The 19,147-nt window shown below is 72.5% G+C and carries 19 protein-coding genes; 2 read left to right on the forward strand and 17 right to left on the reverse strand.

Annotation, left to right across the window (positions count from 1 at the left end):
* Window positions 1-105: 105 nt before the first annotated feature.
* Together I6A81_RS24310 and I6A81_RS24315 are read right to left on the reverse strand one after the other, a co-directional pair.
* Window positions 106-1,401 carry an ABC transporter substrate-binding protein gene (locus I6A81_RS24310; RefSeq protein ID WP_203004361.1) on the reverse strand — a complete coding sequence of 432 codons (1,296 nt, stop codon included), beginning with the start codon at window positions 1,399-1,401 and terminating at the stop codon, window positions 106-108.
* A gap of 225 nt (window positions 1,402-1,626) precedes the next feature.
* Entirely contained in the window at window positions 1,627-2,598 is a 972-nt protein-coding gene (locus tag I6A81_RS24315; RefSeq protein ID WP_203004359.1) for an alpha/beta hydrolase, read from the reverse strand.
* A gap of 271 nt (window positions 2,599-2,869) precedes the next feature.
* Between I6A81_RS24315 and I6A81_RS24320 the strand changes: the two genes are divergently transcribed.
* Both I6A81_RS24320 and I6A81_RS24325 read left to right on the forward strand, forming a co-directional pair.
* Window positions 2,870-4,093: a PucR family transcriptional regulator gene (locus I6A81_RS24320; RefSeq protein ID WP_203004357.1), complete on the forward strand. Its 1,224-nt coding sequence runs from the start codon at window positions 2,870-2,872 to the stop codon at window positions 4,091-4,093.
* A 174-nt stretch (window positions 4,094-4,267) separates the two neighbouring features.
* Entirely contained in the window at window positions 4,268-4,849 is a 582-nt protein-coding gene (locus I6A81_RS24325) for a YceI family protein (RefSeq protein WP_203004355.1), read from the forward strand.
* Window positions 4,850-5,050: 201 nt separating this feature from the next.
* Here the strand turns inward: I6A81_RS24325 and I6A81_RS24330 are convergent, their stop codons facing one another.
* From I6A81_RS24330 to hemE, 15 genes are all read right to left on the reverse strand, one after another.
* Complete coding sequence (locus tag I6A81_RS24330; protein ID WP_203004353.1) at window positions 5,051-5,464, reverse strand: hypothetical protein; 414 nt, start codon at window positions 5,462-5,464, stop codon at window positions 5,051-5,053.
* Window positions 5,465-5,467: 3 nt separating this feature from the next.
* Entirely contained in the window at window positions 5,468-5,779 is a 312-nt protein-coding gene (locus I6A81_RS24335) for a hypothetical protein (RefSeq protein WP_203004352.1), read from the reverse strand.
* Between the two features lies 1 nt (window position 5,780).
* On the reverse strand, window positions 5,781-6,059 hold the full coding sequence (locus I6A81_RS24340) for a hypothetical protein (RefSeq protein WP_203004351.1): 279 nt from the start codon (window positions 6,057-6,059) through the stop codon (window positions 5,781-5,783).
* Between the two features lie 115 nt (window positions 6,060-6,174).
* Window positions 6,175-6,402 (reverse strand): hypothetical protein, encoded by a 228-nt coding sequence (locus tag I6A81_RS24345; protein ID WP_203004350.1) that lies wholly within the window; start codon window positions 6,400-6,402, stop codon window positions 6,175-6,177.
* Between the two features lie 33 nt (window positions 6,403-6,435).
* Window positions 6,436-6,690 carry a hypothetical protein gene (locus I6A81_RS24350; RefSeq protein ID WP_203004349.1) on the reverse strand — a complete coding sequence of 85 codons (255 nt, stop codon included), beginning with the start codon at window positions 6,688-6,690 and terminating at the stop codon, window positions 6,436-6,438.
* A 73-nt stretch (window positions 6,691-6,763) separates the two neighbouring features.
* On the reverse strand, window positions 6,764-7,351 hold the full coding sequence (locus I6A81_RS24355; protein ID WP_407661359.1) for an SRPBCC family protein: 588 nt from the start codon (window positions 7,349-7,351) through the stop codon (window positions 6,764-6,766).
* Window positions 7,351-8,406 (reverse strand): XdhC family protein, encoded by a 1,056-nt coding sequence (locus I6A81_RS24360; RefSeq protein ID WP_203004347.1) that lies wholly within the window; start codon window positions 8,404-8,406, stop codon window positions 7,351-7,353. The genes I6A81_RS24355 and I6A81_RS24360 overlap by 1 nt, the downstream gene beginning before the upstream one ends.
* A complete protein-coding gene (locus I6A81_RS24365) occupies window positions 8,406-10,790 on the reverse strand; it encodes an aerobic carbon-monoxide dehydrogenase large subunit (protein WP_203004346.1) in 2,385 nt (794 codons plus the stop codon). The genes I6A81_RS24360 and I6A81_RS24365 overlap by 1 nt, the downstream gene beginning before the upstream one ends.
* Before the next feature lie 133 nt (window positions 10,791-10,923).
* Window positions 10,924-11,472, reverse strand: a complete 549-nt coding sequence (locus I6A81_RS24370; RefSeq protein WP_203004345.1) for a (2Fe-2S)-binding protein — start codon at window positions 11,470-11,472, stop codon at window positions 10,924-10,926.
* Between the two features lie 3 nt (window positions 11,473-11,475).
* Window positions 11,476-12,351 carry an FAD binding domain-containing protein gene (locus tag I6A81_RS24375; protein ID WP_203004344.1) on the reverse strand — a complete coding sequence of 292 codons (876 nt, stop codon included), beginning with the start codon at window positions 12,349-12,351 and terminating at the stop codon, window positions 11,476-11,478.
* A gap of 1 nt (window position 12,352) precedes the next feature.
* Entirely contained in the window at window positions 12,353-12,682 is a 330-nt protein-coding gene (locus I6A81_RS24380) for a hypothetical protein (RefSeq protein ID WP_203004343.1), read from the reverse strand.
* Between the two features lie 295 nt (window positions 12,683-12,977).
* Window positions 12,978-14,681: a sugar transferase gene (locus I6A81_RS24385; protein ID WP_238438336.1), complete on the reverse strand. Its 1,704-nt coding sequence runs from the start codon at window positions 14,679-14,681 to the stop codon at window positions 12,978-12,980.
* A gap of 723 nt (window positions 14,682-15,404) precedes the next feature.
* Complete coding sequence (gene hemQ, locus I6A81_RS24390; protein ID WP_238430652.1) at window positions 15,405-16,160, reverse strand: hydrogen peroxide-dependent heme synthase; 756 nt, start codon at window positions 16,158-16,160, stop codon at window positions 15,405-15,407.
* 4 nt (window positions 16,161-16,164) lie between these two features.
* Window positions 16,165-17,652: a protoporphyrinogen oxidase gene (gene hemG, locus I6A81_RS24395; RefSeq protein WP_203006620.1), complete on the reverse strand. Its 1,488-nt coding sequence runs from the start codon at window positions 17,650-17,652 to the stop codon at window positions 16,165-16,167.
* Window positions 17,653-17,758: 106 nt separating this feature from the next.
* Entirely contained in the window at window positions 17,759-18,892 is a 1,134-nt protein-coding gene (gene hemE, locus I6A81_RS24400; RefSeq protein ID WP_203006619.1) for a uroporphyrinogen decarboxylase, read from the reverse strand.
* Between the last annotated feature and the right edge of the window lie 255 nt (window positions 18,893-19,147).

A 19,147-nucleotide genomic window follows, 5' to 3' on the forward strand; every position in this document is an offset into this window, starting at 1 on the left:
CCGGGTGCGACCGCGGCGGGTGCGCCGGGGTGGGGGCGCTCGACCCGCGGACGCGGGCGGCTGGCCCGAGGACCTGGCCAGCCGCCGGGTCGGTCGTGGACTCGTTCAGTCCCCGATCGGGGTGGAGCCCAGCACCTCGAACTCCGTGGGCTGGCCCTTGTCGTCCAGTGTCGCCGACAGGCCGCCCCGCACGCAGACCGCGGGATTCTCCGGGTCGGCCTTACCGTTGCACCGGAACTTCATACCGGCGGCGCCCGGCAGCTCCTTTTCCGGCATCGCCTTGATGGTCGCGATGATGGTCTCCGGAGTGATGTCCCCGGAAATATCCTCGAGGGCCGCCGCTAGGCCGGCGAGTGTCATGTACATGCCCCTGCCGATGACCGCGCCAGCGGCGTCGATACCGTCGCTGTAGGTTTCGAGCACCGCGTCGTAGAGCACCGTGGACGGATCGGTCCCGCCGTTCGGCACGGTGGCCGCGACGACCATCCCGTCGAGCACCTCGGCGGGCACGGCGGTACGGGTCGAGTCGGTGACGCACTGGGAGATCGCGCTGATCGCGCCGTCATACCCGACGGCGTTCAGCCCGTTGAACGCGCTGATGCAGAAGGAGTCGTTGCCGAGGACGAACACGAGCCCGGGGTCCCCGTTGACGACGTTCTGCATCTGCGGCGCCATGTCCGCGGTGCCCGGGGGCACGGTCACGAGCTGGTAGTCGAGGCCAGCCTCGGCGAACGCCCCGGGCGCGACCTCCTGGGCGTTGTGCAGCGCGGCGGGCACGTCGATCACCACCGAGGTCACCTTGGTGACGCCCAGCTTCTTGGCGAGGCTGATCGGCAGCTGGAGCGTGGAGTACGTCGGGTCTCCGAGGGTGAACGTCGACTCGCTGTCGGTGAGAATCGCCGGGCTGCCGGCACCGTAGAACATCGCCGGCAGATTCGCGTCCGCCAACGGCTGCCACACGCTGTCCGCGACCCCCGACTCGCCGATGACGACCGCGGCGACACCGGCCTGGACCATCTGGTTCCCGCAGTCGGCACCCTTCGATGGGTCCGCCTGCGTCTCACATGTGACCAGCTCGATCGGGCGGCCGCCGATCCCGGAACGCCGCTCGTTGAGATATGCGGTGGTGGCGGCGGCGACGTCGAACTGGACGGAGGCGTCGAAGGCGGCGGTCGCGCCGTCCGAGATGACTCCGACCTTCACGGGATCTCCGGCCGCCGCCGCCACCGGACCGAGCACGCCGGCGTTCGCCGTGGTGCCCGCCGGCTCGGGGGCGTCGTCGTCCGACCCGCACGCCGCCCCGAACACCACCAGGGCCAGCGACGCGGCTAACAGCGCCCCCAGTGGGCGTCCTGGCCGAACACTCGCCAGTCGCCCGGGCGAACCCACCATTTTCCGCATGTCCACGCTCCTTGTGGTCGTCACGCCTCATGGCGCAGGCAGCCGGTCGGGCCGCCGATCGTCGAGGAAGGAGCAGAAAGCATCGTCATACGTCCATCAGACGGTGCCCCGCTCACAATGGCTGGAAATAGGCGACCTGTTCGCCGCCGCTCGGGACAGTCCGCGAACAACGGCGCCCGTACCGCTCCCCGGCGGCCTTCACCCTGCCCTGTGGCAGTGACAGGGTCAGCCGGCGGTTTCAGAAGAAATGCCGAACGCGGCGGCGAGCACCGCGGTCGCCTCCCGGTTCTCCCGCCGGCTGACGGCCGCCTGCGCCGCGATTCCCGAGCCGTGGAAGGTTCCGGGGAACAGGTGCAGCTCGACCGGCACCTCGGCGGCGAGCAGTGCCTGGGCGTAGGCGATTCCCTCGTCGCGCAGCGGGTCGAACTCCATCACCGAGATGTAGGCGGGCGGCAGGCCGGCCAGGTCGGTCGCCCGGGCCGGCGCCGCGTAGGGCGAGACGTCCGGCGTGCCGGGGACACCCTCGCCGAGGTAGTAGTTCCAGCTGAGGACCGCGTTGGGACGGTTCCACATCGGGGTGTCGACGAACCGGCGCATGCTTGGGGTGTCCAGCCGGTCGTCGATCTCGGGGACGCCGAGGAACTGGAAGCAGAGCGGCGGGCCACCGCGGTCGCGGGCGAGCAGCGCCAGCCCGGCCGCGAGGCCGGCGCCGGCGCTGATCCCGCGGACCGCGACCCGGGTCGGGTCGACGCCCAGGTCGGCGGTGTTCTTCGCCAGCCATTCCAGGGCGGCGTAGCAGTCCTCCAGTGGGGCTGGAAACGGGTGTTCCGGGGCCAGCCGGTAGTCGACCGACACCACGACCACGCCGAGGGCACGCACCAGGTCCAGGCAGACCCCCTCGTCGATACTGACATCGCCGATCACGAAGCCTCCGCCATGGAGGTTGAGCAGGGCGGCGGTGGGCTCGGTCGGTGTCCCCTGGTCCGGATGCGCCGGCCGGTAGACCCGGACGGGGACCTCCGGAGCGCCCGGCGGCCCGGGAACACACACGTCCCGCGCATCGACCCCGGTGGTGTCGAACTGCATGCTCTTCTTGAACTCGGCCAGCAAGGCGCGAAACGAGGCCAGGTCGGCGAAGTCCGGCACGGGCAGCATCTGGATCACGGCTGCCAGCTCGGGATCGAATCGGTAGGTCATCGCGGGTCTCCTCAGCTGTGGCTGGAAGTACTCTTCCGAACGCCCATGTTTCGGTCACCCGCCAGTCGTCGGACGTTCACGGGCCAGCGCCCGCCATCTGGCGACGGGACCCGCGCATGGGTCCCGCCTGTCCGCCGGTCGGCACGCGCGGCGACGTCGGGGCGGCCTGCCGCCCCGGTGCCGCCATCGTCCGGGTGTGGCGGCGGCACCGGGAGACGCCGTAACCTCCTGGTGTGCGAGCGGCTGCCGGGGCGAGCGGCGGCGGGACGCGATGAAGGGCTTGCTGCTGCGGCTGTCCGCGCTCGACGCGGACGCGGAGAGCGCGGTTCGGGTGATCGCGTACTTCGACGCGCTGGTGGCCGCTCGGGCGGACGCGGCCTCCCTGGTCCGCGCTACCGCGGCGCTCGCCGAGTGCGGCGCCGGGCTGGCGACACCGGACACCGGCCGGGTGCGGTACAGCGAGGACGGTATGCCCCGCTCGGCGGACGGATCCACCGAGCCCAAGCACGTATCCGGGTGGATGAGCCTGGGCGGCGGCGGCCGGGTGTGGCTGGAGCGGCCCGGCCCGCCTCGCCCGTTGGACGAGCTCGTTCTGGAACGCATGGCGATCGCCGCGCAGGCCATCAATACGAGGGCTCGCCCGTCGCTGCACATCGCCGACCCGGCTCTGGTGGAACTGGTCCTCTCGGACCGGGAGTCGGCCGAGGACCGGGCGCGCGCGCTGCGTCTGCTGGGACTGCTGCCCGACGTGACGGTGCGGGCGATGGCGATCTCCCTGCCGGCCGGGATGGACGTCGGGGTTCAGGCGGTCGCCCTGATGGCCCGGGGCCGGCTCGGGCGACGTACCGTCCGGGTAGCGGTCCTGGGCCGGATGGCGGCGGTGCTCCTCCAGGACCGGACCGCGGCGGCGAGCCCGTCCGGCGACCTGCGCGTCGCGCTCGCCGAACGCCTGTCCGGGCGGACGAGCACGACCGCGGACGACCAGCCGGCCGAGACCTCGGCCGGCGGACAGCAGGTGAGCGCGGGCTTCGACTGGTCGACCGGTCCCTGGGACGGCGCCGCGCAGCCGCGGGTCGGAATCGGCGGGCCGGTCGACGGGCTCGACGCCCGGCATTCCTGGCGGCAGGCGTGCCTCGCGCTGCGGTTCGCCGCCCCGGGCTCCGCCGACTCGCTGGTCGTCGACTACTCGGAACTCGGCTCGGTCGCGCTGCTCGCCGACGTCCCAGTCGACCGGCTGCGGTCCAATCCGGACGTCCGCGCGCTCGACGGTCTCGCCCAGGCGCCGTCCGGCGCCGCCGACATCGCCGTCCTCGAGGCTTACTGCCAGGCGAACTCGTTACGGCAGGCGGCCGCCGTGCTGCACCTGCATCACAGTTCCGTCGCCGCCAGGGTGGCGCATCTGGAGGACGTCCTCGGATGGCGCCTCGATGAACCCGAGGGGCGCTTCCGCGCCCGCCTGGCACTCCTGGCTCGCCGCCTCGCGACCGCGCTCTAGGGCGACCTGAAAAACCGCTTCGGCCGGAAACCGGATCGGCCTGAGCGACGGTCTCCGGTTGGCTACGATCACTCTGCGACCTGCGGGGGTGGTCTCTTTCTGTCGGTGGACCGGCCGGGATCCCGCGCAGTCTGGTGATCCCACCTAGTCGCCCGTCACCGCCCCGGAGTCCTGATGACCGTCCCCTCGCCCGCCGCGCCCGCCGTCGATTCCCTCCCTCTCGCGCCCGGTTCCTGGAAGCTGGACCCGAAGTCCTCCAGCGTCACCTTCCAGGTTCGTTATCTCGGCGTCAGCAACTTCCGTGGCCGGTTCGACGAGTTCGACGCGGCGCTGGCGGTCGGCGCGACGTTGGACTCGGTGTCCGTCACGGCGTCGATCGAGATGACGTCGATCAACACCGCTTTCGCCGACCGCGACGCCCACCTCCATCACGCCGACTTCCTCAACGCGGTGGGCGAGCCGCGGATCATCTTCGTCTCGACGTCGGTGACCGAGGGGCCGGAGGGTTACGAGGCCACCGGCGACCTGACGATGAACGGGGTTACCAGGCCGGTGGTGCTGGCCGTCGAGTACTTCGGCTCCGAGACGCACCCGATGGACGGCAGCCTCCGCGCGGGCTTCGCGGCCAGCGCCGTGATCCTGCGCAGCGAGTTCGGAATCGGCTTCAACATTCCGATCGGCGTCGACAAGCTTGCCCTCGCGGACAAGGTGAAGGTGGAGCTCGACCTGCAGTTCGTGGCTCCCACCGCTTCCTGAACCGCTCGCGCCGCGCCAGGAGGGGCCCCGCAAGTACCTCAGCCAACGGACAGCCGGCCTCCGGGCCGGACGCCGCGATGCTGGCGGTGTTCCGCGTAGTGGTGACGCTCGCCGCGACCGGGACGGCTGCCGTTCCGTCGGGTTCCGCCGGCCGCGGAGGAGACCTGCCGCGTGCTTGGCCGCCGGACTCAGTGGTCGGACTCAGCCGTCGGACGCGGCGGGCTGGGTGGGCGCGGCCGGCTGGGGACCGTTGGCACCCGTGGTGCCGGGCGGGACGTAGCCGACGCCGGCGAGCAGCCTCGAGCGGCGGCGGCCCTGGGCCGGCCGCGCGGGGCGGCGGTCGACCGGCGCCGGCTCCCGTGGTGTCACACCGGCCACGATGCCCTCGGCCATGCCGTACAGCAGCGGCAGCGCGCCCGCGACCACCCCGCCGGTGCGGTTGATGTGGTCGAGGCCTGGATCGATCAGTTTGGCGTTGGTGAGGACCTTGACCGCGAGGTCGCGGCATTCCTCCAGGTTGGAGGCGATGCGGGTCAGCTGCCCGCCGACGACGAACAGGTAGCCCGCCAGCACGCCGATGAGCAGGACGATGACGATCACCGAGAGGGCGACCATGGCTCAGCTCCTCACCTTCGCCAGGACCCGTCCGAGGAACAGGTGGTGCTCCAGGCCCTCGGCGAGCACCGCCTCGACCTGCTCGGCCGTCCGCTCGATCAGCGCGGTGTCCGCCGTGTTCGCGGCGGCCGCCTCGAGATGACCCTTGATCGAGACCACGCGCCGGTCGATCACGCGCACCAGCAGCACGAGGATCGTGAGCAGGGCCGCGACCACGAGGACGATCGCGAAACCGCCGATGATCGCTCCCCACCACAGGCCCCGCTGCGTCGAGGTGAGCGCCAGCACCGTTGTGCCCACGTCAGCTGTGTCCACGTCAGCCTCCCAGCCGTTCGCGCCCGCGCTTCAGGCCGGCGACGATGACCTGCGCGTGGTCGATCGTCGTGTTCAGCTGGCCGAGCGCCGCCGTGTTCTCGGCGGCCTTCGCCAGCGACTCGTCGATCCGCGCGGCCTCGGCACCGATGCGGCGCGCCAGCACCAGGATCGGGACGACCAGGGCGACCACGACCAGCACGACAACGCCCGTGATCACATAGCCGGTCACCCAGCCGGCGATGCCGGTGTCCACGGCCTCCACCGCGAGCACGCTGTTCACGCCTTCACCGCCTTATCTGCCGAGTCGGGCGGGTGAGCTCGTACATCCGCATGCTCCCTCTGTCGCCGGCGCGGCCGAGGGCGCGAAGAAATCTCACGTCCGCGCCTCCCATTGGCTAGATCTGTTCGCAGAAGTCGCGGACGGGCTTGAGACTGGCGTTCACGGACGGCACCACGGTCGGGACCGGGCTGGTCCGGTCGGCCACGACCCGCACGCCGAGCGCCACCGACCCGAGGGTCCGCCGGATCGCCTTCAGGTGGAAGGCGACCCGGAACAGTCCCAGGGCGGCGGCGACGACGATCAGCGCGGTGATCGCGAGGGTCATCCAGGCGACGGCTGGCACCTTCTCCTCCTCCTGTTCGTCAGCCGCGCGGCCTCAGCCGAGCAGCTTCGCGACCGACCCGCCGTAGCGGGCCGCGCCGACCGCGATGTCGTGGACGGTTTGGTCGGTCGTCGCCAGCGACGACGGGGTGCGCTCCAGCGTGGCGGCGAGCGCGCCACCGCCGGCGAGAATGTCGTCCGAGGCGGCGCGGATCCGCTCCAGCGCGGCGAGTACCCGGTTCAGGAGCGCCACGAGTACCGGGACGACCACCACAAGCAGCACGATGTTGCCAATCCACCACAGCGTCACGGCGATCGGTCCTCCTACCGTTTTCTCGGGGGGCAACGGGGCGCGAAAGACGATTCCGCGTTCCCTTTGGCCCTCAGCCTGCGTTCGGCGCGGTGTACGGGACGAAAAAGCGGCGAAACACGCGGGTCAGCGCCATGCGCAGCGCGCGCAGGCCGATCGCCAGACCGCTCGCCGGTTTCACCCCGGCGACCGCGCTGAGGTCAAGACCTCGTTCGATGGCGTCGACGCGGCCCCGCATGTTGGTCGCGAAGTCACGCAGGAGCACGGCGGTCACGTCGGCGACCATGCCGCGGCCGTACTGCGCGGCGGCACCGGACAGCTGCAGGTCCATGTCCACGTCGACTTTGGTTCCGGCGCCCAGCGGGGCGAGCCTGGCGGTCATCCGCATCGCGGCGTTGCCGCGGCCCTTCTCGTCCGCGCCGGCCGCGTCGACGACCATCCGCCGCCCGGCCGCGTCGCGCTCCAGGATCGAGGCGGTGCCGGCGAAACTCAGCCGCACCGGGCCCATCCGGATCAGCACGTTGCCGGCGTACCTGTCGTCCCCGAGGTCCTGGGTGAGTTCCGCGCCCGGCAGGCAGGCCGCGACGCCCGGGACATCCTGGAAGAACGCCCAGATCCTGTCGAGCGGCTCGGAGACCTCGAAATCCTGCTTGATCAACACTATGCCTCCCTGTGCGCCCCGCGGGCGCCGGCCGCCGCGTCGACGGGCAGGTACGCGGACGGGTCCTTCTCGAACCTCGAGCGGCAGCCGGCGCAGCAGAAGTAGTAGGTGGTGCCCGCGTGCTCGAACGGATGGCCGCTCGCGGCCGCGGCCACCGTCATCCCGCAGACCGGGTCGACCACCTCCACGGCACCGGCCATCGGCAGGAGGGCTCGCCCCCGCGGGTGCCCCTCCGGCCGTGGGAGAGCCAGCTCGCCGGCGGCGCGCCGCCGGACGAGCTCGGCGAGCACCGAGACCGCGATCTCGCGGTGCGTGGTGTGGCCGAGGTCGAGGCCGACCGGGACGTGCACCGCCTCGAGCAGGTCGCGCGCCACTCCCCGCTCGGCGAGGTAGCCGAGCACCGACGCGCCCCGGCGGCGGGAGGCCACCAGCCCGACGTACGCGGGGGCCGCGGCGACCGCGGTCGCGAGTGCCTCCTCGTCCCCGTGCCCCTGGGTGGCGACGATGACGACGCCGCGCCGGTCGACGTCGGCCGAGGTGAAGTGCTCCACCGCCACCAGCTCGGCGCGCCAGCCCAGCGCCTTGCCGAGATCGACGAGGGTCCTGGCCATCGGGGACCGGCCGACGACGACCAGGCTGGGCACCGGGATGACCGGCTCGATGTAGATCTCCAGGGCGCCCTCGCTCTGGCAGGCGATCGGCGTGACCTCGATGCCGTCAGGGATGGCCCCGCCGAACTGCTCCGGGCCGCCCAGCAGCAGCAGTCTCGGCGCGCCCTCGGCGATCACGTCCCGGGCCGCGCGGATCACGGCCGGCTCGGCGCAGGCGCCGCCGATCCAGCCGGACAGCTGGCCGTCGGCCGTGATGATGGCCCGCGAGCCCTGCTGCCCCGAGGAGGGCGCGTGGCGCCAGACGACGGTGGCCAGCGCGAACTGTTCGCCGCGCGCCGCCAGCTCGCCGGCGCGGCCGAGGACCTCCCAGCCCTCGACCACCGCGTCGGGGACGCGGGTGTCCGCTGGCCCAGGCTCGGGCTGGTGCCCGTCCCCGGACATCATCAGTCGACCTTCACCGGAGGAGCCCCGGAGACGTCGTGACGCTGGCTGATCGCCTCGTACACCCGGTCCGGCAGCAACGGCATGTCCACGTTGCGCACGCCATACGGCTTGATCGCGTCCATGACGGCGTTGACGAAGGCGGCCGGGCCGCCGACGGTGGCGCACTCGCCGACGCCCTTGGCGCCGAGCGGGTGGTGCGGGCAGGGCGTGACGACCTCGTGCAGCTCGAAGCCGGGGGTCTCCCAGGCGGTCGGCAGCAGGTAGTCCAGGTAGTTCGAGCCGATGCAGTTGCCCGCGGCGTCGAAGGTGATGAACTGCACGCAGGCCATGGCGTAGGCCTCGGTGAGGCCGCCCATGATCTGCCCCTCGACGACCATCGGGTTGATGCGCACGCCGCAGTCGTCCACGCCGACCACGTTCAGCACGTCCCAGACGCCGGTCTCGGGGTCGACCTCGACGGTGACGACGTAGCAGGCGAACGGCCAGGTGAGGTTCGGCGGATCGTAGTAGGCACTGGCCTCGAGGCCCGGCTCCAGGCCGTCGGGCATGTTGGCGTAGGCGGCCATCGCGCATTCCTGGATGGTGGCGCCGCGGTCCGGGGCGCTTCGGACGTAGAAGCGCCCGAGCTCCCACTCGACGTCCTCCTCGGAGACCTCCAGCAGGTGCGCCGCCAGCTTGCGGGCCTTGGCGCGTACCTTGCGGGCGGCCATGGAGACCGCGGCGCCGGCCACCGGGGTCGAGCGCGAGGCGTAGGTGCCCATCCCGAACGGGGCGGTGTCGGTGTCACCCTCCTCGACCACGACGTCGTCGGCGGGGATGCCGAGCTCGTGGGCGACGATCTGCGCCCAGGTCGTCTCGTGCCCCTGGCCCTGGGTCCTGGCGCCGGTGCGCAGGATCGCGCGGCCGGTGAGGTGAACCCGCAGCTCGGCCGAGTCGAACATCTTGATGCCGAGGATGTCGTACTCGCGGCTGTTGCCGGCGCCGAGCGGCTCGGTCATCGTCGAGATGCCAAGCCCCAGCAGCCGGCCCTGTTCGCGGGCCTCTTCCTGCTGCTTTCGGAAGTCGGCGTACCCGATCGCCTCCAGCGCGACGTCCAGGCACCTGCCGTACTGCCCGGAGTCGGTGAGGAAGCCGAACGCGGTGCGGTGTGGGAAGTCCTCGTCCCGGACGAGGTTGACGCGGCGGAACTCGGCCTGGTCCATGCCGAGGTCGTCGGCCGCCGCCTGGATCATCCGCTCCTGGAAGTACATCGCCTCGGTGACCCGGAACGAGCACCGGTAGGCGACGCCGCCGGGCGCCTTGTTCGTGTAGACGCCGGTCGCGGTCAGGTGCGCGTGGGGGACGTCGTAGCAGGCGAACGCCGAGTGCATCAGGCCGATCTTGAACTTGGACGGCTGCGCGTCGCCGAAGAAGGCGCCGTGGTCGGAGGTGGTGTGCATCCGGACGGCGAGGATCCTGCCGTCTCGCCGCAGCGCCAGCTCGCCGTCGAGGTAGACGTCGCGGCCGAAGCCGGTCGAGATGAGGTTGCCGGTCTTGTCCTCGATCCACTTCACCGGCCGCTCGGTGAGGATCGAGGCCAGGATGGACATCACGTAGCCGGGGTAGATCGGCACCTTGTTGCCGAAGCCGCCGCCGATGTCCGGGCTGATGATCCGGATCATGTGCTCGGGCAGCTCGGCGACCATCGCCACCGCCGCGCGGACGATGTGCGGCGCCTGGCTGGTCATGTAGACGGTGAGCTTGCCGGTGGCCCGGTCGAAGTCGGCGATCGAGCCGCAGCACTCGATGGGCGACGGGTGCGAGCGCGGATAGTGCATCGAGATCCTGGAGACGACGTCCGCCTCGGCGAAGGCCCGCTCGGTGCTCGCCTTGTCGCCCACCTGCCAGTGGAAGGCGACGTTGTCGACCTGGTTCTCCTTGTCATCCCGGATCAGCGGCGCGTCGGGGGCCATGGCCTGCTCCGGATTGACGATCACCGGCAACGGCTCGTAGTCGACCACGATCGCCTCGCAGGCGTCCTTGGCGACGTACGGGTCGTCGGCCACCACACAGGCGACCTCCTGGCCCTGGAAGCGCACCTTGTCGGTGGCCAGCACCGCCTGCGTGTCATAGGACAGCGTCGGCATCCACGCCAGGTTTCGGGTGGCCATCATCTCGCCGGTGAGTACCAGCCGGACGCCGGGGATGTTCCAGGCCTTGGAGGTGTCGATCGCCCTGATCCGCGCGTGGGCGACCGGGCTACGCAAGATCTCCATATGCAGCATGCCGGGCAGCGTGATGTCGTCGATGTAGTTGCCCTTGCCGCGAATGAAGCGGTTGTCCTCGACCCGACGGCGGCTCGCGCCCAGGCCGCCGATCTTGATCTCGTCGAGCGCCTGCGTCATGGCCGGCCCTCCTTCTGGGAGGCGCTCGCGGACGGCGAGCCTTCCCCTTTGTCACGCCGAAGGCCGCGCGGCGTCCGGTCGCTGGAAGTGAGCGGGAAGAGGATCACCGAGTGGCGAACCACCCGGGGGCGCATCAGGCGGCCCCGTCGTGGGTCGGCTCCTCACCGCGCAGCTTCGCGGCGGCCCAGAGCACGGCCTTGACGATGTTCTGGTAACCGGTGCAGCGGCACAGGTTGCCCGACAGCGCCCACCGGATGTCCTCCTCCGTGGGGTTCGGGTTCGCCTTCAGCAGGGCCGTGGCCGCCATCATCATTCCGGGCGTGCAGAACCCGCACTGCAGCCCGTGCTCGTCCTTGAAGCCCTCCTGCACGGGGGAGAGCTCGCTCATCGACGACAGGCCCTCCACTGTGGTCACCTCGTGGCCGTCGGCCTGCACGGCGAGCATCGTGCAGCTCTTGATTGGCTCTCCGTCGAACAGCACCGTGCACGCGCCACAGTTGGTGGTGTCACAGCCCGTGTGTGTGCCGGTGAGCCGCAGGCCCTGCCGGAGCAGGTGCGCCAGCAGCAGCCGCGGCTCCACCTCGGCGACGCGACGCTGACCGTTGACCGTGATCGCCACCCGCCGGGTCGGGACCTCGGCCGCCGCGGGATCCTCGACGATCTCCTCGAACAGTGGGCTCATCCTTCAGGCCGCCCTCTCCGCCGCGCCGGCGATGTCCCGCAGGATCCGGACCACGAAGGTGCGGATCACGTGCCGCTTGTACTCGACGCTGCCCCGGTGGTCGCGGCGCGGCTGCGCGGCCTGGGCGGCGAGGTCACCCGCCCGCTCGATCGCCGCGGCGGTCAGTGCCTGCCCGGCCAACGCCTGCTCGGCGTCGAGGGCCGCGATCGTGGACGGGCCGACCCCGCACAGCGCGATGCCGGCCCTGGTGACGAGCCCACCCGACAGCTCCACGGCGACCGCGACGCCGGCCGTCGCGAAGTCGCCGACGCGCCGCTCCAGCTTCAGGTAGCCGCCCGCCGGCGTCCCCTTCGGCGCCGGAATGACCGCCTCGAGGGCGATCTCGTCGTACCTCAGGGCGTTCTCGAACGGGCCCGTGGCGAACTGGCGGATCGGGATCTCCCGAACGCCGTCCGGCCCCGCCGCGACCACCCGGCCGTCGAGCGCGGTGACCGCGGCGGCCCAGTCGCCCTGCGGGTCCGCGTGGCACAGCGAACCGACCAGCGTCCCCCGGTTGCGCACCAGCGGGTCGGCGATCAGCGGTGCCGCGGCGGCCATCGTCGGCTGCCGCTGGGCGAGGCTTCCGGAGCGCTCGAGCGTGGCGTGGCGACACAGCGCGCCGACCCGGATCGTGCCGTCCGGCTCGACTCGGTGGTAGTCGAGGCCTGGCAGGTTGTTGATGTCCACGAGCAGTTCCGGCGCGGCGAAGCGCAGCTTCAGCAGAGGCACCAGGCTCTGCCCGCCGGCGAGCACCTTGGCCTCGCCCTGCCCCTCGTGCAGCAACTTGATCGCCTCGGTCAACTCACGCGGCGCCTCGTAGCGGAATCGAGAGGGATACACGTCATCGCTCCCGGGAGGACGCGCGGCCCGCGTCATCGCTGGCCGGGGCCGGGCCGGCGTCCCCGGTGACCGAGGGCGGGCCGGGGACGGCGAGCGGGTCCGGGACGGCGACCGGCAGCGCCTCGTGGTCGGGGTTCGGGCGGGGGTGCTGGTGCGGCGGCCACGGGCCCTGCACCGGCTGCCCGGAAACCTTCAGGAAGTCCACGAGTTCGGGCCAGGCCCGGACGGTGGGGCTCTTGCCCGGCTGGTTGTGCCCGACGTCCGGCTGGCTCTCGAACAACTCGTACATCCGGGGGTTGCCTCGGCTGTGCCCGCTCGACTCGACGGCCATGTGGCATGCCCTTCTCCGCGGCGACCGCGGCGACCGCTCCCCCACGCCAACGTGAAAACGTCTGATTTAGTAGTGGCTTATATCTCATTGATGGCCACACTGTCGCGCACGGTCGCGGCCCGTTGACGTAATCCGGGGACATCCGTGTCGCGCCGAGACCCTCAGTAGCGCCGCGGACCGGCCTGGGCCGCTATCACTACGAACGCCGGGCGGCGGGAACATCCCATGGCCAGCCCACGTCTCACGCCCTCACGAGGCGCCGCGCGCCGCCGTCAGGCGGCGCCGGCGGGCGGTACTAGTAGGCGCCCTCTCGGCGCAGGACGGCGAAGGCCGTGCGCCAGAGGATGATGAAGTCCATCGCCAGGTTCCAGTTCTCGACGTAGCGCAGGTCGAGGCGGACGGACTCGTCCCATTCCAGATCCGAGCGGCCGCTGATCTGCCACAGGCCGGTCAGGCCCGGCTTGACCATCAGCCGACGGTGGACGTCGCCCTTGTACTGGGCCACCTCGCGGGGCAGCGGCGGGCGCGGGCCGACCAGCGACATCGTCCCGTTGAGCACGTTGAACAGCTGCGGCAACTCGTCGAGCGACCACTTGCGCAGGAACTTGCCGGCCCGGGTCACCCGCGGGTCGTCACGCATCTTGAACAGCAGGCCGCTGCCCTCGTTCTGGGCCGCGAGATCGGCCACCCGGGCGTCCGCGTCGAGGTACATCGAGCGGAACTTGAACATCGTGAACTCTTTGCCGCCCTGCCCGACCCGGGTCTGCTTGAAGATGGCCGGACCGCGGCTGGTGAACCGGATCGCGAGCGCGAGCCCCACGAACAGCGGCATGAGCAGCAGGACGCCGACCAACGCGGTCGTCCGGTCGAACAGTGTCTTGAGCAGCCGCCGGGAGCCGGTCAGCTCCGGTTCCCGGATGTGCAGCAGGGGCAGCCCCGCCACCGGGCGGATCGAGATCCGCGGGCCGACGACGTCGGTGAGCGCGGACGAGACCAGCACGTCGACGTCCGTGCCCTCCAGGTTCCACAGCACCCGTTGCAGGGTCTCGCCGTCCATCTGCGGGCTGATCGCGACCGTGGTGGCCCGCGTCGCCCGGATCGCGGTGTGCAGGGTCTCGGAGGTGCCCACGATCGGCACTCCGAGCAGGTCGAAGCCGCTGCGCTCCGGCCGGTCGCGGCTGTGCCGGCCAGGCAGGCGGTCGAGCACGACGCCGACCACCGACCAGCCAGCCGTCGGGTCGCGCTGCGCGAGCCGCACCAGGGTCGCCGCCGACTCCCCGGCGCCGACGACCAGTACCCGGTGCATGCAGCGGCCCTGCCGGCGCATCCGGTGCAGGATGCCGCGGCCGCCGATCCGGCCCGCCACGGACAGCACGATCGCCAGCGGGAAGACGATCAACACGTAGGCGCGGGCGATCTCCGCCTTGGTCGCGTAGGACACGGTGCCGACGGTGGCGACCACCCGCACGGCGGCGTTGACCACCCGGCGGAACTCCTCCGAGCCGCCGCCGAGGAACCGCGGCTCGTAGGCCCGGTTCAGCGCCATCGCCACCACCCAGACGATCGGCAGCGCCACCATCGACAGCAGGTACCACCGCGGCGACACGGTCGAGACGTCGAAGCTCAGGAAGTCCAGGAAGCCGAAGCCGCCGAACCGGATGAGGTAGGCACCGCCGGCCGCGACCACGCAGGCCGCCACGTCGAACGCGATGAGTACCCGGACGTAGCGGCGTTCCCAGCGCAGGCTCGCCCGGTAGTCACCGCCGGGTGGCTGGGCGCCGCCGCGGCGCGCTCCCGCGGCCGTCGGATCGGCGCCCCGGTAGGGCGCGCGCGGCGCGGGCCGCCCCCCGGAGCCCGCCCCGGGGTCGCCGCCATCGCCCCGGCGTCGCTCCGCCGGTGGGGCGGAGGGCCGGCCGTCGGCCCGGCCGTCCCGAGGATCGCGCGGCGCCAGACCCGGCCGGGCGGCCGGGCCCCGGCCGCCGGGCATCGTCGCCGTCAACGCGCGCCGCCCGCGGGCCGGTCAGCGGCGAGTCCCCGCAACGTCCGCAACGTCCCCTCCGCGGTGGGCAGCTCCACCGGTATCCCCCCGAGTGCCTGGTGGCCGCGCGCCGGAACAGTCGCGCGCGACCTCGCCGCCTCGGCGCGCCCCCCGCGCACCCCGTTCCCACGTCCGGCGTGGCCTGGCCACGTGGAGTCGCGGAACCGTCACGACCGTGCTCCCGCCGGTCGCGATCCTCGCCCGACCCCAACACTCCGGGCGTTGACCGACATGCCGACCATTGGGGGCAACTTACCTGCTCCCGGCACTCGACCGATCAGCGCCCCTTGGTAACAGACCACGCCAACCGACCGAGCCCGGGCATCGACGACGATCCGGAGGCTAACGCTCCACGATTACGTTCTGTTAAAAACTCGCCATCTCTGGTTCAGATTCGACCATTGCCATCTTCGGGAACCCGCCAATGAACACGCGGCGTGCCCAGCGCCTGGCGAATGAGTTACACAACCGATCGGAAGTGCTACTGTCCGCGAAGCCCGGGCGGCGGCCCGGGAGCGGTCGGCGTCCGCACGACGGGTGGGGGCGCCTGCGCGGGCGCCGACCGTACCCAGCCGCCTGGCTCGACGTCACACACATCACGCGACCGCCGACGACGAAGGGGCCGGGCACGAAGCCCGACCCCTCGGTGGTCGTGGAGCGCCGGCCGGCACGGCCGGGTGACGGCTACGGCAGGGCGGCGACGATGTCGGTGACCGCCTTGCGGGCGCCGGTGTAGAAGGGGGTCTCCAGCCGGGTGTGCCGGCGGGCGGCGCTGGCGCGCAGGTGGCGGATGCAGTCGACGATCCGGTGCAGCTGGTCCGCCTCGAAGGCGAGCAGCCACTCGTAGTCGCCGAGGCCGAACGCGGACACCGTGTTGGCCCGCACGTCCTCGTACTCCCGGCCCATGATCCCGTGCTCGGCGAGCATCCCGCGCCGCTCGTAGTCCGGCAGCAGGTACCACTCCAGCGACCGGTTGAACGGGTAGACGCAGACGTAGGGACGCGGGTCCTCACGCCGGACGTAGGCCGGGATGTGGCTGCGGTTGAACTCGGCCGGCCGGTGCAGGCCGACGGCCGACCAGACCGGCTCGAGGTGCGCGCCGAGGGTGGTCTGCCGGAAGCGCTGGTAGGTCTCCTGCAGCAGGTCCGGGTCGGGGGAGGTCCACCAGATCATCACGTCGGCGTCCGCGCGGTAGCCGGAGATCTCGTAGACGCCGCGGGTGTAGACGTCCTTGGCGAGCGCGCCGTCGAGCAGGGCGTCGACCTCGGCCGCCACGGCGGAGCGGTCGGCGGGCAGCGGGCGGCGCGCGGCGAACACCGACCAGCTGGTGTAAAGCAGCTCCGCGTTCAGGTCACGGGCGGACTTCGCCTCGGCCGCCGCCGCGGGGCGTGCCGCCTCCGGCTCCGGCTGGGTCGCGGGCACAGGCTGGGACTCGGACATAGGTCTATTCTTCCTCGCGACTCGCGTGCTGCTGGCTGAGCTCTTCCCGGGGTCCCCGCCGGGCGGCGACCGAACCCACGACCGCGTCGTCGACCGCCCCCAGCACCGCCTCCGCGGCCGCCTCGCCGGAGCGGATGCAGGCCGGGATGCCGACGCCGTCGTAGCCGGCGCCGGCGAGCGCCAGGCCCGGCGGCAGCGCCCGGCGCACCATGGCGACCCGCTCCAGGTGCCCGGGCAGGTACTGCGGCAGCCCCCCGCCCCACCGGCTGACCCGGCTCGCGACCGGGCGGGCCGACAGCCCGGTGGCGTGCGCGATCTCGGCGGCGACGACACCGGCGAGCTCCACGTCGGAGCGCCGCAGGTCCTGCTCGGCGCCGGCTCGCCCGACGCTCGCGCGCACCACCCGCAACGGGCCGCCGGCGGACACGTGCGGCCACTTGGCCGACAGGTAGGTGGCGGCCTTGATGGTGGCCCGCTCACGCGCGGGCACCAGGAAGCCGCTGCCGGCGGGCAGGTCGACATCCCGGTAGACCAGGGTGACCAGCCCGATGGAGGCGTACGGCACGCCGGCCAGCGGCGCGGCGGCGTGCGGCGCGATCGGGGTGAGCAGGTCCCGGGCGACGCCGGCGGGCACCGCGAGGATCACCGCGTCGGCGTCCAGCGAGGCGTTGCCGCGGGGACCGGTGACAACGGCACCGATGTCGCCAGCCGCGCCGGCCTCGTCGACGTCGACCCGCCAGCCGCCCTCGACCCGGGCGAGCCGCCGGGCGATCATTCCCGTGCGCACGGTGGCGCCGCTGGCCTCGGCGACCCGGGCGGCGAACGTGCCCAGCCCGCCGCGCACGGTGGCGAACACCGGCGACGGCCCTGTCGCGGCGACCGGCGCGGTCCTGGCCCGCACCCGGTGGGCGCCCAGCAGCAGCGAGCGGTCCTCGGCCAGGATCGGCACCAACTGGGGAACGGTGGCCCGCAGCGACAGCGCGTCGGCGCGGCCGGCGTAGACCCCGCCCAGCAGCGGGTCGACGAGCCGGTCGACGATCTGGCGGCCGACCCGGGCGCCGACGTACTCGCCGACCGTCGGGTCGTCGGGCAGCTTCGTGCGCGGCAGCGCCAGATCCGCGGCGGCGCGCAGGAGCCCTCGCGGGGACAGCACCCGGGACCGGACCAGCCCGAGCGCGTCGGTCGGCACCCCGAGCAGCGTGTTCGGCGGGATCGGCCGGAGCCTCCCGTTGATCCACAGCGACGCCGAGGTGGTTGCCGGGTGGACGATGTCGTGCCCGAGGCCGACCTGGCGGGCGAGCCGCTGCCCCTCGGGGACCCGGGCAAGGAACGACTCGGCGCCCTCCTCGAGGTCGAGCCCCTCGAACGGGGTGGTACGCAGCTTGCCGCCGACGCGGGCGCCGGCCTCCAGCACCGTCACCTCGGCCTTGCCAGCCAGCGCGTGCGCCGCGGCGAGCCCCGCGATGCCCCCTCCGACGATCACCACTCGCACGTCGTGTCGCTCCTCCGTGCCGGCGGGGACGGGGCCGGCCTGACCCACGGACCCGCGCGCTCCCGCGGCGGAGTCGTCCTGTCTCGCGGCGGGGCCGCGTTATCCGTCATCCCTCATGGACGAGGTCGACGATGTGGGCGAGCACGCCCGGATCGGTCTCCGGCAGGACGCCGTGGCCGAGGTTGAAGATGTGGCCCTCGGCCTTCGCGCCGCGCTGCAGCACGTCGCTGACCTTGCCGGCGAGCACGTCCGGCGGGGCGAACACCGCGGTCGGGTCCAGGTTGCCCTGCACCGCGCGGCCGGGGCCGATCCGGCGGGCGGCCTCGTCGAGCGCGACCCGCCAGTCGACGCCGACGACGTCCGCGCCGGCCTCCCCCATCGCCGTGAGCAGCTCGCCGGTGTTCACGCCGAAGTGGATCCTCGGCACCCCGGCGCCCTCGAACGCGCCCAGCACCTTGGCGCTGTGCGGCGCGACGTAGCGGCGGTAGTCGGCCTCGTCGAGCGCGCCGGCCCAGGAGTCGAACAGCTGCACCGCGTCCACGCCGGCGTCGACCTGGACCCGCAGGAACCCGATCGTGACGTCCGCGAGGCGGTCGAGCAGCGCGTGCCACAGGTCGGGAGCGGTGTACATGAGCCGCTTGGTCCTGGCGTGCGTGCGGCTCGGCCCACCCTCGACGAGGTAGCTGGCGAGCGTGAACGGCGCGCCGGCGAAGCCGATCAGCGGGACGTCGCCGAGCTCGGCGAGCAGCAGCCGCACCGCGTCGTGGATGTAGGGCACGTCGTCCGGCGCGAGCGGGCGCAGCGCCGAGAGCCCCTCGGCGTCGCGGATCGGCTGGGCGACCACCGGGCCGGTGCCGGCGACGATGTCGATGTCCATGCCGATCGCGACCAGCGGCACGACGATGTCGGAGAAGAAGATCGCCGCGTCCGTCCCGAACCGGCGCACCGGCTGCAGCGTGATCTCGGTGATGAGCGCGGCGTCCTTGCAGGAGTCGAGCATCGGGACGCCGGCACGCAGGGCCCGGTACTCGGGCAACGCCCTCCCGGCCTGGCGCATGAACCACACCGGCGCGACGTCGGTCGGCTCCCGGCGAGCGGCGCGCAGCAGCCGCGCGCGCTCGGCCAGCCCCGGCCGGCGCGGACCGGCGGTGGTCACCGGGCCGGCGGCCGCGGCGCCGCCGGTCACCGTGTCGGCCGCGGCGCCCACACGGCCGCGGCCCTGCTCCGTTCGCTCGCTCATCGCTCCCCCGCCATCGGCCAGCGACGCCCGGGAACCCTCGCTCGCGCTCACGCCCATGCTCCGATCGTGACACGCGCGGGCGACCGGCGTCGCGTCGCGTCTTCTACGTACCGTAGAAATTACCCCTTCGGCCACCCGGAGGCATGGCGAGGGTCCCTGGAACAGCCCCGCGCGACGAGGGCCGCCCCACCACGCGGGCGGGCGAACGCCCATCAGGTACCCAACGGGTGGAACAGGAACGGTCGCGACATGTGC

It is taken from the genome of Frankia nepalensis (assembly GCF_016786325.1).
GTDB classification, from domain to species: domain Bacteria; phylum Actinomycetota; class Actinomycetes; order Frankiales; family Frankiaceae; genus Pseudofrankia; species Pseudofrankia nepalensis.

Excerpts from the sequence above, each read along its gene's own strand:
- I6A81_RS24320 (WP_203004357.1), top strand. The coding sequence starts at position 2,870 with ATGAAGGGCTTGCTGCTGCGGCTGTCCGCGCTCGACGCGGACGCGGAG.
- hemQ (WP_238430652.1), bottom strand. The coding sequence starts at position 16,160 with ATGTCCGAGTCCCAGCCTGTGCCCGCGACCCAGCCGGAGCCGGAGGCG.
- I6A81_RS24370 (WP_203004345.1), bottom strand. The coding sequence starts at position 11,472 with ATGAGCCCACTGTTCGAGGAGATCGTCGAGGATCCCGCGGCGGCCGAG.
- hemE (WP_203006619.1), bottom strand. The coding sequence starts at position 18,892 with ATGAGCGAGCGAACGGAGCAGGGCCGCGGCCGTGTGGGCGCCGCGGCC.
- I6A81_RS24365 (WP_203004346.1), bottom strand. The coding sequence starts at position 10,790 with ATGACGCAGGCGCTCGACGAGATCAAGATCGGCGGCCTGGGCGCGAGC.
- I6A81_RS24310 (WP_203004361.1), bottom strand. The coding sequence starts at position 1,401 with ATGCGGAAAATGGTGGGTTCGCCCGGGCGACTGGCGAGTGTTCGGCCA.
- I6A81_RS24330 (WP_203004353.1), bottom strand. The coding sequence starts at position 5,464 with ATGGTCGCCCTCTCGGTGATCGTCATCGTCCTGCTCATCGGCGTGCTG.
- I6A81_RS24360 (WP_203004347.1), bottom strand. The coding sequence starts at position 8,406 with ATGATGTCCGGGGACGGGCACCAGCCCGAGCCTGGGCCAGCGGACACC.
- I6A81_RS24315 (WP_203004359.1), bottom strand. The coding sequence starts at position 2,598 with ATGACCTACCGATTCGATCCCGAGCTGGCAGCCGTGATCCAGATGCTG.
- I6A81_RS24325 (WP_203004355.1), top strand. The coding sequence starts at position 4,268 with ATGACCGTCCCCTCGCCCGCCGCGCCCGCCGTCGATTCCCTCCCTCTC.
- I6A81_RS24380 (WP_203004343.1), bottom strand. The coding sequence starts at position 12,682 with ATGGCCGTCGAGTCGAGCGGGCACAGCCGAGGCAACCCCCGGATGTAC.